Origin of the sequence: Amycolatopsis sp. Poz14 (assembly GCF_006704225.1) — a bacterium.
GTDB classification, from domain to species: domain Bacteria; phylum Actinomycetota; class Actinomycetes; order Mycobacteriales; family Pseudonocardiaceae; genus Amycolatopsis; species Amycolatopsis nivea.
The window spans coordinates 189,026-202,086 of record NZ_JACLHD010000001.1 but is presented as its reverse complement, the minus strand read 5'-3'; the positions used below and the strand labels follow the sequence as shown (position 1 = coordinate 202,086).

13 protein-coding genes and 1 pseudogene are annotated in these 13,061 nt (G+C 69.8%); 6 read left to right on the top strand and 8 right to left on the bottom strand.

Features of this window, described 5'->3' with window-relative positions; translation table 11 throughout:
* The first annotated feature begins 36 nt into the window (after window positions 1–36).
* Window positions 37–573 carry an ABATE domain-containing protein gene (locus FKO37_RS01090; protein WP_238603492.1) on the top strand — a complete coding sequence of 179 codons (537 nt, stop codon included), beginning with the start codon at window positions 37–39 and terminating at the stop codon, window positions 571–573.
* A gap of 11 nt (window positions 574–584) precedes the next feature.
* On the opposite strand, the pseudogene FKO37_RS01085 reads toward FKO37_RS01090, so the two are convergent.
* The 3 genes and pseudogenes from FKO37_RS01085 to FKO37_RS01075 form a co-directional block, all read right to left on the bottom strand.
* Window positions 585–1,444: pseudogene (locus FKO37_RS01085) on the bottom strand (oxygenase MpaB family protein); the annotation flags it as partial.
* A 1-nt stretch (window position 1,445) separates the two neighbouring features.
* Window positions 1,446–2,024 carry a TetR/AcrR family transcriptional regulator gene (locus FKO37_RS01080; protein ID WP_238603491.1) on the bottom strand — a complete coding sequence of 193 codons (579 nt, stop codon included), beginning with the start codon at window positions 2,022–2,024 and terminating at the stop codon, window positions 1,446–1,448.
* Window positions 1,991–3,367: an amidase gene (locus FKO37_RS01075; RefSeq protein ID WP_238603490.1), complete on the bottom strand. Its 1,377-nt coding sequence runs from the start codon at window positions 3,365–3,367 to the stop codon at window positions 1,991–1,993. The genes FKO37_RS01080 and FKO37_RS01075 overlap by 34 nt, the downstream gene beginning before the upstream one ends.
* A gap of 66 nt (window positions 3,368–3,433) precedes the next feature.
* Here FKO37_RS01075 and FKO37_RS01070 point away from each other — a divergent pair, with 66 nt between their 5' ends.
* On the top strand, window positions 3,434–4,039 hold the full coding sequence (locus tag FKO37_RS01070) for a DinB family protein (protein WP_238603489.1): 606 nt from the start codon (window positions 3,434–3,436) through the stop codon (window positions 4,037–4,039).
* Between the two features lie 48 nt (window positions 4,040–4,087).
* A complete protein-coding gene (locus FKO37_RS01065; RefSeq protein WP_238603488.1) occupies window positions 4,088–5,116 on the top strand; it encodes a D-cysteine desulfhydrase family protein in 1,029 nt (342 codons plus the stop codon).
* Here FKO37_RS01065 and FKO37_RS01060 read toward each other — a convergent pair.
* From FKO37_RS01060 to FKO37_RS01050, 3 genes are all read right to left on the bottom strand, one after another.
* Entirely contained in the window at window positions 5,094–5,777 is a 684-nt protein-coding gene (locus FKO37_RS01060; RefSeq protein WP_238603487.1) for a DUF998 domain-containing protein, read from the bottom strand. The genes FKO37_RS01065 and FKO37_RS01060 overlap by 23 nt on opposite strands.
* Window positions 5,778–5,836: 59 nt before the next feature.
* Window positions 5,837–6,601, bottom strand: a complete 765-nt coding sequence (locus FKO37_RS01055; RefSeq protein ID WP_238603486.1) for a protein phosphatase 2C domain-containing protein — start codon at window positions 6,599–6,601, stop codon at window positions 5,837–5,839.
* A gap of 343 nt (window positions 6,602–6,944) precedes the next feature.
* Complete coding sequence (locus FKO37_RS01050; protein WP_238603485.1) at window positions 6,945–7,778, bottom strand: transposase family protein; 834 nt, start codon at window positions 7,776–7,778, stop codon at window positions 6,945–6,947.
* A 355-nt stretch (window positions 7,779–8,133) separates the two neighbouring features.
* Here FKO37_RS01050 and FKO37_RS01045 point away from each other — a divergent pair, with 355 nt between their 5' ends.
* Together FKO37_RS01045 and FKO37_RS01040 are read left to right on the top strand one after the other, a co-directional pair.
* A complete protein-coding gene (locus tag FKO37_RS01045; protein ID WP_009071860.1) occupies window positions 8,134–8,343 on the top strand; it encodes a hypothetical protein in 210 nt (69 codons plus the stop codon).
* On the top strand, window positions 8,343–8,876 hold the full coding sequence (locus FKO37_RS01040; RefSeq protein WP_134733597.1) for a Clp protease N-terminal domain-containing protein: 534 nt from the start codon (window positions 8,343–8,345) through the stop codon (window positions 8,874–8,876). Before FKO37_RS01045 ends, FKO37_RS01040 begins: the two co-directional genes overlap by 1 nt.
* Here the strand turns inward: FKO37_RS01040 and FKO37_RS01035 are convergent.
* Entirely contained in the window at window positions 8,873–9,514 is a 642-nt protein-coding gene (locus tag FKO37_RS01035) for a YitT family protein (protein ID WP_238603484.1), read from the bottom strand. The two genes, FKO37_RS01040 and FKO37_RS01035, sit on opposite strands and share 4 nt — an antisense overlap.
* A gap of 61 nt (window positions 9,515–9,575) precedes the next feature.
* Between FKO37_RS01035 and FKO37_RS01030 the strand changes: the two genes are divergently transcribed.
* Window positions 9,576–11,015 carry a PLP-dependent aminotransferase family protein gene (locus FKO37_RS01030; RefSeq protein ID WP_238603483.1) on the top strand — a complete coding sequence of 480 codons (1,440 nt, stop codon included), beginning with the start codon at window positions 9,576–9,578 and terminating at the stop codon, window positions 11,013–11,015.
* 438 nt (window positions 11,016–11,453) lie between these two features.
* Here the strand turns inward: FKO37_RS01030 and FKO37_RS01025 are convergent, their stop codons facing one another.
* Window positions 11,454–12,815, bottom strand: coding sequence for a hypothetical protein (locus tag FKO37_RS01025; RefSeq protein ID WP_238603482.1), 1,362 nt, complete (start codon window positions 12,813–12,815; stop codon window positions 11,454–11,456).
* Window positions 12,816–13,061: the final 246 nt, after the last annotated feature.

The following is a 13,061-nucleotide window of genomic DNA, read 5'->3' as shown; positions in this document are numbered from 1 at the left end:
GCGTTCTCACCGGTTTCAATGGTTAGAATGAGCGGCATGGATTGGGTGTTCGACGCTGGACGGCCGTGTCTGCACCTGGTGAACACGCTGCGCTCCCGGCATCTCTCGGAAGGCATCGAGCTGCTGACCGGCCCGGACGCACTGGCCGAATGGCTTGAGCTGGCCGGATTCGGTCGTGTGCCGGTGACCGCCGCCCAGGTGGCCGCGGCAAAAGACTTACGCGAGGCGGTCAACCGGCTGCTGACCGCCAAGCCGCTGGTTGCCGACGTCCGGCTGGTCAACGACGCCCTCGCGGCCGCCCCCGAACCGGATCGGCTGCTGTCGAAGGACGGTGTGCTGCAGCGGGAAGCGCCCACTCCGGCGGACCCGGTAGCGACGGCATTCGCGGTGCTGGCCGCCGACGCCGTCGATCTCGCTACCGGCGCAGAAGACATCCGCATCTGCTCGGCGGACGACTGCGGCCTGCGATTTGTCGACACGTCGCCTCGCCGGACGCGCCAGTGGTGCTCGATGTCGCGCTGCGGGAACCGGGCAAAGGCGCGAGCGCACTACGAACGGACGAAGAACCGGTAGGCCCACGGGTGCGCGCGCAGCCACACATTCAGCTTGCCGACCACTCGCATGGGGCGGTGGGCGCGAGACTTTCCCCAAGTCGCGGTCGCTGTGGACAACCCGGCCGTAGTGGGCGGGGTTGTCGGTGGGGGCGGATAGACTGGACAAGGGCCGTCCCCCGGAGGAGGGCGGGGGCTGCGCTGGCGGGGGCTGCGCTGGCGGGGCCGGGGCGAAGGGGAACGTCCGGCGTGCGGATCGGGAACAGCTGCCCGGTCGAATATCCTTTTTGGAGCTTCGGCCACCGGCGGTCGGACATGCGGGAGAACGGTTTCCCCACCGTGTCGATGGTATCGAACAGCGTGCTGATCGTCTCGTTCGGACCGAACCCGGCGATCGTCTCCCGGTAGTACCGCTCGAACTCCGGCCACGTCGGCGGCAGATCCCGCTCGCGCACGCCGAGGATCCGGCCGATGCCGCACATCTGCGCTTAGTACTCGTCAAGCTCCGAAGTGGACATCGGACGGCCGAAAAACCGTTGTGCGTCAACGGGAGCCATCACCAACGTCGCGTGCACCCACGCGTACGCGCCAGGGTCGAGCGCGCTGTATCGACGGCCATCGGCGATACCGGTGAACGAGCGGTGCAGTTTCCGCAATCGTTCGGCCTCGAATTGCGCGCCCTTTGTCCCGCCGTAAACGTAGATCGACAGCGAAGCGACGGTGCGCATCAACCGGGTCCACGGATCCTCGCGGTAGTCCGAATGATCCCGCACCCCGGCCGCGACGACCGGATGCGCGACCTGCAGTACGAGCACCTGTCCCGCGAGCAGCGCGTCGCGGAAGTCGCCGAAATAGCGCCAAGCCGCGGTACCGCGAACGACCGGCGGAGCCACGTCAGCCTCGCGCACCATGCAGCAGCATCATTAACGGCTCGGCGGCCGGAACGTCCGTGCCGGTCGCGAGGCGGCGCAACTGCAGCCCGGCGACGAGCGCGACCACCGGCCCGGCTACTCGTTCCGGCTCCGGCAGGCCGAGTGCGGTCAGAATCGTAATGGCCAATTCGTCATATGCCGCAAAGCATTTCGCGGACGCCTCGTGCAGCCCGGGGTCGCGCGCGGCTTGCAGGTACAGCTCGTGCGGCGCGAGTTCGTCCGTGCCGAACGGCAATTGCTTGATCACGTGCTCCACGACGGTTGCCGCTTGTTCGAGGCTCAGCCCCTGTTCCCGGTACGCCTCGACAATTCCCGCCAGTTTCGCCGTTTCCTCCTCGGCGAACAGCAGCATCGCCTCGCGCAGGAGCTCGGTCTGGCTGGGGAAGTGATACGTCAGCGTGCCGAGCGAAACCCCGGCCGCGGCGACGATGCGCCGGTTGGTGAGCCCGCCGACGCCCTGTTCGCCGACTACCTTCAGGGTGGCGCGAAGGATCGCGTCGCGAGTGGTCACCACCCCGGCTCGGGACGTCGGTCCGGCCACCGCTGCACCTCTTCCAGTTGCGCGGCAACGGAAATCAGCCGCTCCTCGGAATGCGACGGGCCGAGCAGCTGGGCGCCGAGCGGCAACCCGTCCGCGGTCAGCCCGGCGGGCACGTTCACCCCGGGCCAGCCCAGCACGTTCCACGGCCAAGCGTACGGGCACGCGGCGATCATCGACTGGTCGGTCTGCCAGCCGGAAAGCCCGTCGAAGGACCCGATCGCGGGAGGCGGAGTGGCGGTGGTCGGCGTGAGCAGGACGTCGATGTCGCCGAATACGCCGCCGATCCGGCGGCGCAGCACGGGTTCGAGCGCGCGGGCGAGTTTCAGCGCGGGGCCGGCGAGGAGGCCGCCTTGCTGGGCGTTGCTGCGGGTGCGCGGGTCGAGCGCGGACGGCTCCGGCACGCGCCGGGCCCAATCCCGTACTCCGGTGAGCGACCGCGGCAGGAAAGTCAGGCCGATCAAGCCGTATCCGGGTTCGACCGGCACGATCTCGTGGCCCAGCCCGGCAAGCGTCTCGGCGGTCTGGCGCACCGCCGATTCGACCACTGGGTCGAGCCTGGTTTTAGTGGCGGTAAAGGGAATCCGGGTGGAGAGGCCGATCCGCAGCCGTCCCGGTTCGCGCTGGGCGGCGGTCTGGAACGAGGTGCCGGTGCCCGCGGTGACGTCGAGCAGGGCGGCCGCGTCGGCGACCGTCCGGGCGAGTGGGCCGAGCACGGTGAGGCCGTGGAACAGTTCGCTGCCGGTCGGGATCCGGCCGCGCTGGGTTTTGATGCCGACCAGTCCGGTCCACGCCGCCGGGATGCGCACCGATCCCGCCCCGTCCGACCCGAGCGCGGCGGCCACGATCCCGGCCGCCACCGCCGCGGCGGATCCGCCGGACGACCCGCCCGGCGTGTGCGCGGGTTGCCACGGATTGCGCGTCGCGCCGAAGGCGGTGCCCTCGGTGAACGGCCATTGGCCCAGCTCAGGCGTGTTGGTCTTGCCGATGATGACCGCGCCGGCCTGCTTGAGCTTCGCGACCGCGGGCGCGTCCGCCGTCGCCGCCGGGAACTCGCCCGGGCAGCCGAACGCGGTGGGCAGGCCGACGATGTCCACGTCGTCCTTGATCGCGACCGGCACCCCGAGCAACGGCGCGCGGTCACCGTCGGCGCGGCGCTGATCAGCGGCGGCGGCCTCGGCGAGCGCGGCTTCGTCGCGCAGCACGCGGAACGCGTTGAGCACGGGCTGGCTCGCGTGCGCCCGCTTGAGCGCGAGCTCGGTCAGCTCCACGGCCGTGACCTCGCCGGATTCGAGCGCGGCGGCTTGGGCGGCAAGGGGCGTGAACTCGGTTGTCGCGGAAGGCATCGGCGGCTCCTCGTTCTCTCGTTCGCTCGAACGAACGTATCACGGCGACGGCCGGGAAGTTCGGGCATGCTCGGAGTCGTGATCGACGACTTCGCGAAGGAGTACCTGCACGGCGACCTCAAAGAGGTCCGGCAGACGATGCTCCGGAAGCTCGACGGATTGTCCGAGTACGCGATCCGCCGTCCGTTGACCTCGACCGGAACCAACCTCCTCGGCCTGGTCAAACACCTTGCGGTCGCCGAGGCCCGGTACTTCGGCGAGGTTTTCGGCCGCCCGTTTCCCGAGCCGGTCCCGCGCTGGGACGACCTCGAACAGCGCGGTCGCGACCTGTGGGCGACCGAGCACGAAACCCGCGAGGAAATCACCAGCCGCTACCAGCGCGTCTGCGAACACTCCGACACGACGATCGCCGCTCTCGCCATCGATTCGCCCGGCCACGTGCCGTGGTGGCCGCGGCCGGACGTGCTGCTGTTCAACGTCCTTGTCCACATGTTGACCGAGACCAATCGGCACGCCGGGCACGCCGACATCCTGCGCGAGCAGTTGGACGGTGCGGTCGAAATGGACTTGGAAGTCATGGCCAAACGCGGCCGGGACGCGGCCTTCTGGCAGGCGCGGCGAGCCGAAATCGAGCGGGCGGCGAGGCTCGCGGATCCGGCCACGGCTGGATAAAGCCACCTAAACTGCCCACCATCAGCCCCGCCTGCGCACGGAGGATCGATGACGTTCGACTTCGCCCGGTTCCCCTCCTTCGACGGCTTTCCGCGCGCCGGTCTCCACCACGGGCCGACGCCGCTGGTCCCGGCGCCGCGGCTGGGCGAAGCGCTCGGCATCCCCCGGCTGCTGCTCAAGCGCGACGACGTCCATCCGCTCGGCGTCGGCGGCAACAAGCTGCGCAAACTCGACTTCCACCTCGGCGCGGCGCTCGCCGACGGTGTGGACACCGCGATCACCTTCGGTGCGCTGCAGACCAACCACGGCCGTCAGACCGCCGCGGCGTGCGCCCGGCTCGGCTTGCGCTGCGAACTGGTGCTGACGGCTGAGGTGCCGCGCTCCGGTGACGCATACGAACGGTCCGGCAATGTCCCGCTTGACCTGCTCTTCGGCGCGCGGGTGCACGTCTGCGCGTCCGGCGAGGAATCGGCCGCGACGTACGAACGGCTGGTTGCCGAAGCAGCGGACGAAGGCCGGAAAGTGCGGACGATCCCAGTCGGTGGGTCCGACCCACTCGGTGTTCTCGGCTATGTGGATGCCACCCGCGAGCTCGCTGCCCAGCTGGCTGAGCAGGGTCTGGATCACGCCCGAATCGTGAGCCCGCACGCCAGCGGGGCCACGGCGGCTGGACTGGCGCTCGGCACAGAGCTGCTCGGTTCGCTGGAGGTGGATATCGCCTGCGTCAGCCATCCGCTGAACGAGGCTGTGGACAACTTGTCCCAGCTCACCGCCGGGGCCGCGGGGTTGCTTGGGTTCGACCCACCGAAGCTGGCGCACGTGTGGCTCAACGACACGACGATCGGCGAGGGCTACGGCATCCCGGCGTCGGGGACCTGGGAAGCGATCCGGTTGTTCGGCCGCACGGAAGGCGTGGTGCTCGACCCGGTCTACACCGGAAAAGCCGCCGCCGCCCTGGTGGAATGGGCGGCGGCGGGACGGTATTCGCCCGAGGAGACCGTGGTGTTCGTGCACACCGGCGGTCTTCCCGGATTGTTCGGTTACGCGCCCGAGTTCATGGCCGAGGCGCGGAAGTAACGAGCACCGCGGCGCGAGCGGTTTCGGTCCGCACCGCGATCCGGAGCAGGACCAGCAGCAGGGCGACGTTCGCGATCAGCGTGAGCCGCTGCGTCGCGCCCACCGGCAGCACCTCGGTGAGCGCGTGGAACGGCTGCACCCCAGCTTCGTCGAGACGGACGAACAGGAAACTCAGCGCGAACAACCCGACCGTCGCGAGCCCGAACTTCAGCCAGCGCACCACGAACACACGCTCCGCCGTGCCGCGCAACGGTTCCAGCATCGTGATCGCCGCGCCCGGCAGGCTCGCGAACGCGATCAGGCACGAGTACAGGTGGATGTCGCCGCTGAGCGGATTCGGGCTTTGCGGGTAACTGGCCGGAAAAACGGCGGCGACCGCCAGCCCGACCGCCCACAGCATGAGCAAAGCCTTGGTGCTGAACGTCATCGGCACGCCGCCTGCGATCAGCGCGCCGAGCACCGCGAGCGATCCGACGGCCACCGACAGCACGCTCGCCCCGAGCATGCCCTCCCCGCGGTCGGTGATCGTGTAGCTCGAAAGTGTGTCGTAGATCGGGTCGTGCGAGCTGATGATGTGCAGCACTGTGATCGTGAACAGCCCCCAGGCGATCGCAGCGAGCGCGGTCAGGCGCCATCCCCGGACGCCTCGTGTGTTCCCCATGTAGCCAGATTGGCGGTTCCGCGGCGTTTCGTGATCAGGGAAAACCCCTGATTAAGCCCCTACCCCGAGAAGTCGGCGAGGACGAGCACCTGATCGTCGTGCCGTTTGGCGCGCGGCCAGCGGACGGCGTGCGGATCGTCGTTTTCCGCGGCGCGTACCGCGTCCAGCACTGCTTCGGGGCCCTTGTTTTTGGCTAGCTGCAGGACTTCCGGCCAGGTGAAGAGGCCGTATTCGTCCACTCCGATCGCTACGCCGTCGGTGGCGATGAGGACGGCGTCGACGGCTGCGCGGGGCCAGCTGCGGCGGACTGCTTTGTGTGCTGCGACCGGGTCGGCTTCGGCTACCCAGAAGCCGTCTTCGGCGTTGCGTCGTCGGCGGACGTCGGCGCTGGTTTGCAGGAGACCGTTGTTGCGGAGGGAGACCAGGCGGTCGTCGGAGACCACGTCGGCGCCGAACTGTCCAAACGCGACGATGGGGCTGTCGGCCAGGACCAGGGCTTCTATTTCGTGGTCGTTCCAGCGGAGGATCGAGACTGTGCTGGAGGGGGCGTTGCCTGGGGTTAGGGCGTTGTCTTTGGCTACGGCGGTGATTGCGGTTGCCAGGGCTTGGCTGAGGTTTTGGTGGGGGGCGGTGCGGAGTTCGTTGGCCAGTTGGTCGCGGAGGAGGTGGGCGTACCAGCCGCCTGGGGGGAGGTCTGGGCTCGGGGAGGTGGCTCCGTCCAGGACCAGGATTGCTTGGTCGAGGAGGGCGATGTGGTCTTCGGTGGGGCGGGGGTTGCCGTCGGAACCGACTCCGGCTCGCTCGGCGGTCGAAATCTCGGGCACTGGTCGACTGTAGCTCGGGTTGTTGTTCGGGACTTCTCGTCGCCTGGCGGCGACATCGCGTTCCTCGGTTGCGTGGGGCACCCCGAAGGTTGATTGTGCTGACGGTTCGGGGGTGCTTGTCAAGGCGGGAAAGATGCCTTGACAAGCACCCCCGAACCGCAGATGGGCTTCGTATCGGGGTGCGGGGGAGGGGCTGGGTGCCTCGCTCGTTGGGTGCATCGGTGCGGCTGGGGTCTCGGTGGTGGGTGCACTGGCTGCGGTTTGGGTGGGGGTTAGTGCCCCAATGGGGATTTTTCATCCTGGTTTGTGCTGGTCATGGTGGGTTGGCGGGGTGTGGTAGTTGTCAGGCCGGGGTGGGCTGGGCGGTGTCGCGGGTGTGTTGTTCGTGCTGGGTGAGGACGAGCAGGGCGCGGACGAGGGTGGTGGCGTGGCGTGGTGCGATGCGGAGTTTGTCGAGGACGCGCCAGGTTTTGAGGGCGGCGAAGCCGCCCTCGACCGCGCAGCGCATGGCGTTGAACACGGAGTTGGCGGTTTTCTGGGCGTGGGTGAGCGGCCGGTTCGTTTCGGCTTTGTAGGGGGTGAGCACGACCTGTTCGCACGGCCCGTCGCACTGGTCGCAGCGGCGGGTGTCGCGGACGTCTTTGCGCCAGCCCTGGTAGCCCTTGTCCGCGGCGGGGGTCAGGCCGCGGGCGTGGATGCGGTCGCGCAGCCGGTGGCGGCGGGCGGCGGTGATGTCGGCGGTCCTGCCCGGCAGCACGGCCGAGACCCACAGCAGCCGTCCGTGTTCGTCGGTGAGGCCTTGGACGTTGAGGCCGTGGTGTTTGTGCTTGCCGCTGTAATTGCGGCGATTGTCTGTGCCGGTGCGGCGGCGGGTGCGGATCAGGGTCCCGTCGGCCAGCACCACCGCCGCGCCGCGGGCGGCCAGCCGCCGCAGCACCCGGTCCAGCCGCGGCGCCCGGGCCGCGAGCAGGTCGATGGCTTCCAGCAGCCAGCGGCGGATCGTGGCGGCCGACACCGCGTTGGCGCGGGACAGGTCCAGCAGCCGCTGGTCGTGGCGCAGCATCGCCAGCACCAGCACCGCCTGCTCGGCCGGGGACGCCTTGCGCCACCGCGACCCGATCGCCCGGCGGCGGCGGCCGATCAACCCGGCCAGCATCGCGATCGTGGGCGGCGACACCGGCAACACGCTGCGATACGAGGCCAGAACCTGCTGTGAGACAGTGGGACCGGAGCCCCCGGACGTTCTTTCTTGAGTCACGACTTGATCAACATCCGGGGGCTCCGCCACGTTCCGGCCACGGGCAGGCAACCGGCAGGCCCGTTGCCGCACAACCACTCCCGCCACCGTCAACCCCGCCTGACCAGCACCAACAGGATGAAAAATCCCCAATGTGGCATTGGGTGCATGTGGCGCACCCAATGTGGCGTTCGGTGCATCTGACGCACCCAATGCCGCATTGGGGCGCATCGCTGGCTCACGCGCTCTGTCAACTCGGGTTGACAGGCGCCGTGTGTCAACCTAGATTGACATCATGACGGAAGCGACGGATTTGGCCGCTCGCGCTGGTGATCGGGATCCCCGGGTGGGGCTTCGGGCGGTGGCTGCGTTGAGGCGGTTGCTTGAGCAGTTGGAGGCGGTGCAGGTGCGCAGTGCGCGGATGCACGGCTGGTCTTGGCAGGACATCGCGGCCGAGTTGGGGGTCAGCCGGCAGGCCGTCCACAAGAAGTACGGGAGGCATTGATGTTCGAGAAGTTCACCCATGACGCCCGGAGAGCGGTGGTCGAGGCGCAGGCCGCGGCGCATGAGGCGGGGGCTCGGGAGATTTCCGCGCAGGCGGTTTTCGCTGGGTTGGCGCGGATCGAGAACGGCGAGGCCGTGCGGTTGCTGCGAGATCTCGGGGTGTCGCGCGAGGACGTCTTCGCTGAGCTTGCCCGGGTGCGCCGCCGTGGCGGGATCAGTGACGCCGATGCCGAGGCGCTCACCGAGTTCGGCATCGACGTTGATCAGATTGTCGAGCGGGTCGAGCAGACGCATGGGCCGGGTGCGCTTGCTCAGGCGAGTCGGCCCACGCGGCGCAATCATCTGCCGTTCACTGAGGACGCGAAGAACGCGTTGCAGATGAGCGTGCGGGAGGCGCATGACCTCGGCGACAAGCATTTGGGGCAGGAGCACCTGCTGCTCGCGCTCGTGAAACAGCGCGGTCCGGTGGCGGACTTTCTCGCGGCACGCGGGATCGATTATCCGGCGGTCCGGCAGGCCGTCGGCAAGCGCTAATGCTGTTCTTGCTGGTCCGTCCCGGTGCGCCACGTGACCAGCGGGAGCAGGGCCTGGGTCAGCGGGCCGATGCTGAGGGCGTACAGCACGGTTCCGACGCCGACCGCGCCGCCGAGCAGCCAGCCCGCGGCCAGGACGAGTACCTCGATGCCGGTCCGGACCAGGCGGACGGACCAGCCGGTTCGGGCGTGCAGGCCGGTCATCAAACCGTCTCGGGGGCCGGGGCCCAGGCGGGTGCCGACGTACACCGCGGTCGCGACGGCGTTCAGGACTACGCCGCCGACCAGCATCAGGATCTGCCAGACGAGCACGTGCTGGTCAGGTAGCACGGCGCGCACCGCGTCGACCGCTACCGCGATCACCGCGATGTTCGCGACGGTGCCGATGCCGGGGCGCTGCCGCAGCGGGATCCACAGCAGCAGCACGAACACCGCCACGACGGCGCTGATCGTGCCGAACGTCAGCCCGGTGATCTTGGTCAGGCCGTCGTTCAGCACGTCCCACGGGTCGAGCCCGAGGCGGGCGCGGGTGAGCATGGCCATGCTCGCGCCGTAGAGCGCGAGGCCGGCGAGCAGTTGGACACCCCGGCGCGCGGGGGCTCGGCGGAGGCTGAGGGGACTGAGGTCGGTAACTGCCACTTCTCCACTATTGGTGCCAACTGGCCTGGTATGCCATGGCCAATGCGCGATAATTGGCCTTATGGAACCTCTGGGCGGCCGCATCTCGGGACGGCGATTGGCCATATTGCTGGGGGAATGGCGGCAGCGTGGCTCTCGGCAGGGTGCGACCGACCTCGCCGCGGCGGTCGAGTTGCACGTGCTCGACGGGCAGTTGCCGATCGGCACGCGGCTGCCCGCCGAGCGTGAACTCGCCGACGCGCTCGGGGTCAGCCGCACGTTGATCGGGGCTGCGCTCGATCGGCTCCGCGCGGACGGTCTGGTCGCCAGCCGTCGCGGAGCTGGGTCGTGGGTGTCCGGCGTGGGCAACCGCGACGAGGCCGACGCGGTCCGGGATGACCTTCTCGACCTCGCGCGGGCCGCGCCACCCGCTGTGCCTGGGCTGATGGCCGCGTTCGACACCGCGCGGCGTGATCTGGTCGAGTACGTCAGCGGAAACGGCTATCTCACCGGCGGACTGCCGCGGTTGCGGGAGCGGATCGCCGAGCGCTACACCGCGCGCGGCCTGCCGACGTCGCCGGACCAGGTGCTGGTGACGTCCGGTGCGTACTCCGCGTTCGTGCTCTGCCTGCGGATGCTGAGCGGGCCCGGTGACCGGGTTCTGCTTGAGCAGCCGACGTATCCGAACGCCATCGACGCCGTCCGCGCGACGCACGCGTTGCCGGTTCCGGTCGCGCTCGATCCGGTGCGCGGCTGGGATTTGCCGGGGATCGAGGCCGCACTGCGCCAGGCCGCGCCGCGGTTCGGCTACCTCGTGGTGGACTTCCAGAACCCGACCGGACTGCGCCTCGACGCGGCCGGACGGGAACGGCTCGGCGGGCTGCTCGCCCGGTCGCGGACGCCGGTCGTGGTCGACGAATCGTTGGTGGAACTGGATTACGAGGGCGATCCGGTGGACGGTCCGCCGCCGCTGGCCGCGTTCGGCGGGGATCTGGTGCTGAGCGTCGGATCCGCGGCGAAATCGCAGTGGGGCGGATTGCGGCTGGGCTGGATCCGGGCGTCGACGGATTTGCTCGACCGGCTGCAGTCCTCCCGGTTCGCGGTCGACCTCGGCGCGCCGGTGTTCGACCAGCTCGTGCTGGCCGCGCTGCTCGAACCGGAAGGCTACGACGTGCTCGCCCGGCGCCGGGCCGAATTCCGGGAGCAGCGGGACATCACGGTCGCGGCACTGCGGAAGTACTGTCCAGAGTGGACATTCCAGGTGCCGTCCGGCGGACTGTCGCTGTGGTGCCGGTTGCCGGAACCGATGAGCACGCGGCTGGCGGTGTCGGCGGCGAACCACGGGGTGCAGATCGCGCCCGGGTCGAGGTTCGGGGTGCACGGCGGGTTGGAACGCTGGCTGCGGCTGCCGTTCGGGCTGCCGCGCGAGCAATTGCCGGAGGCGGTGCGGCGGGTGAGCGCGGCGGCGGCTTCGGTGCGCGGCTGCGCGGATGTGCCCGCGGAACGGATTGCGGTGACCTAGCGCGGTTTCTCGTCTCCGAAAAATGAACAGCCGGTGCACCGGATGGGATCCAGCCACTCCAGGGATGGTGGCGGTCACCTGTCCGGCGCACCGGCCGATCGTCCGAGGCGCTTCCCGGCACAGCCCCTCGAAGTGCCGGGAAGCGCCCTCGGTTCAGGCGGGCTTCGGTTGGCGCAGGCTTTCGCTCGGCGCGGTGAGCGAAAGCCTCCGGAGCACGCCCGTGGTGGGTCCCGGCGCCGCGGGGGCAGCGCGGCGCCGGGACCAGGACCCGATCCGGCCGGGCGCGGTCGGCCGGTCGGGAAGTGCGGTCATGGTTCAGCCCCTTGATCGAAGTAGCACTGGTGCGAAGGGGTGAGTCCGGCGCAGCGAACGGGCGCGCGCGATCAAGAAGTTGATCTTGAGGTGGACGGAGCTCTCCCCGGATAACCGGTTGGAGGGTCAGTCCGGGGAGGTGGTCGGCAGGGCGGCGTCCCTGCCCGCGCCGTCGACCTCGTGGTCGCGGCTGACGCCGATGAGCTTGAGCTGAGTGACGGTGTCGCCGTCGCCGGCCAGCGCGAACAACTGGCGCAGACCGCCGTGCCCGTCGTGTCCCGGCGAGACAGTCGACGCGGGCGCGGCAGGCGCGGCCGGAGCCGAGGGAAGACCTTCGCCGCCACCGCTGCTGCCGCCGCCAGCCTGGCTGCGTTCCTTGACCGGCGGCGCGGGCTGGGTTTCCTGCTTGGCGGCGGGCTGCGCGGCGAGGACACGGGCGGGCGCGGCCTGGACGACCGGAGCCTGCTTGCTGACCTGCACGACAACCGGCGCTTCCGGCTCTTTCGCCAGCTTGCCTGCCGGGACGGAGACGCTGACCGCCCCGCTGGCGGACGGAGCAGGCTCGACCGGGGCGACCGGCGGCTCGACGACCCGGACCGGCGCGGTGTCGATCACGGTGTCGACCGAGGTGACGGTGGTGTGCAGGGTGGTGTCGACGGTGTCGTTGACGGTTCCGAGGATGCCGTCGAGGAGCCCCGGGTGGCCGGTTTCGGTGCCGCCGAGGAGTCCGCCCAGGAGGCCCGGGCCGGAATCGTGGCTGGTGCCGCCGAGAAGACCGCCGAGAAGCCCTTGCTGCGGTTCGGGTTGGCTGCTGATGCTGCCGAGCAAGCCCGGTTCGGGCTGGCTGCTGGGCGAACCTTGGCTGGGCTCGTTGCTGGTGCTGCCGAGCAAACCCTGCTGAGGTTCGGGATTGGTGCTGCTGGGCAGACCTTGCTGGGGTTCGGGATTGGTGCTGCTCGGGCTGCTGACCGGCAGTGTGGTCGCGTCGGACGCGGAGTCGCTCGCCGGTGCGTGGTGTTTCGCCGCGCCCGGGCTCTTTGCCTTGGCAGGCTTGGTGATCTTGGTCGAGGGCCGGGTCACCGCGATGCTGGCGTGGTGGCCCGGGCCGTTGCCGGACACAGCGGCCGGACGGAAGCTCACGTCCGGCCGGTAGTCGTCGGCGGAGATGTGGAACCGGTGGAGCGAGGCGCGTTGCGCGCCGGGCATGGCCCAGGTGAGGGTGCCGGACGTGGCCGTTCCGGCGTAGCGGTGCTCCGGTTCGGTGTCGGGAGCCGAAGCGGCCGGGCGGTCGATGTGCTCGTCCGCCGCCGCATTCGCCTGCGACAACGCCGCGCCGAGCAGCCATCCGGCCAGGGTGAGTCCGCCGGCGACGGCGATCCGGGCGGCGGGCCGGGCGATCGGAGCAGCCCAGGCTCGGGGCCGCCGTCGCGCGCCCGCGCGCGCGAAAGAGGAGTTCCGCTCGGTGCGGTTCGAAGCGCGGTCGGCCATTCCGAGGAGCGCGGGACCCGCGTTCCCAAGTGGACTGAAGCCGGACGCCACGGGATGTGCGAGGCCGCGCGAATGCGCCATGCCGGTCACGCCACCACCACCGTCCGCGCCTGAAGCTCGTGCCACCGCACGAGACTGATCTTGCTGGGGCTGTCTTCCGGCCAGGTCGCAGGTCCCCCGGGGCTGCCCTCTTTCTAGCACCGGACGCGAGTGTTTCATCTCTCCCGCGCTCGATCCACCCCGTAA

Bases quoted from the DNA above. Each gene is read 5' to 3' on its own strand.
- FKO37_RS01090 (WP_238603492.1), top strand. From the start codon at position 37: ATGGATTGGGTGTTCGACGCTGGACGGCCGTGTCTGCACCTGGTGAAC.
- FKO37_RS01075 (WP_238603490.1), bottom strand. From the start codon at position 3,367: ATGCCTTCCGCGACAACCGAGTTCACGCCCCTTGCCGCCCAAGCCGCC.
- FKO37_RS01070 (WP_238603489.1), top strand. From the start codon at position 3,434: ATGCTCGGAGTCGTGATCGACGACTTCGCGAAGGAGTACCTGCACGGC.
- FKO37_RS01065 (WP_238603488.1), top strand. From the start codon at position 4,088: ATGACGTTCGACTTCGCCCGGTTCCCCTCCTTCGACGGCTTTCCGCGC.
- FKO37_RS01060 (WP_238603487.1), bottom strand. From the start codon at position 5,777: ATGGGGAACACACGAGGCGTCCGGGGATGGCGCCTGACCGCGCTCGCT.
- FKO37_RS01045 (WP_009071860.1), top strand. From the start codon at position 8,134: ATGACGGAAGCGACGGATTTGGCCGCTCGCGCTGGTGATCGGGATCCC.
- FKO37_RS01040 (WP_134733597.1), top strand. From the start codon at position 8,343: ATGTTCGAGAAGTTCACCCATGACGCCCGGAGAGCGGTGGTCGAGGCG.
- FKO37_RS01030 (WP_238603483.1), top strand. From the start codon at position 9,576: ATGGAACCTCTGGGCGGCCGCATCTCGGGACGGCGATTGGCCATATTG.
- FKO37_RS01025 (WP_238603482.1), bottom strand. From the start codon at position 12,815: ATGGCCGACCGCGCTTCGAACCGCACCGAGCGGAACTCCTCTTTCGCG.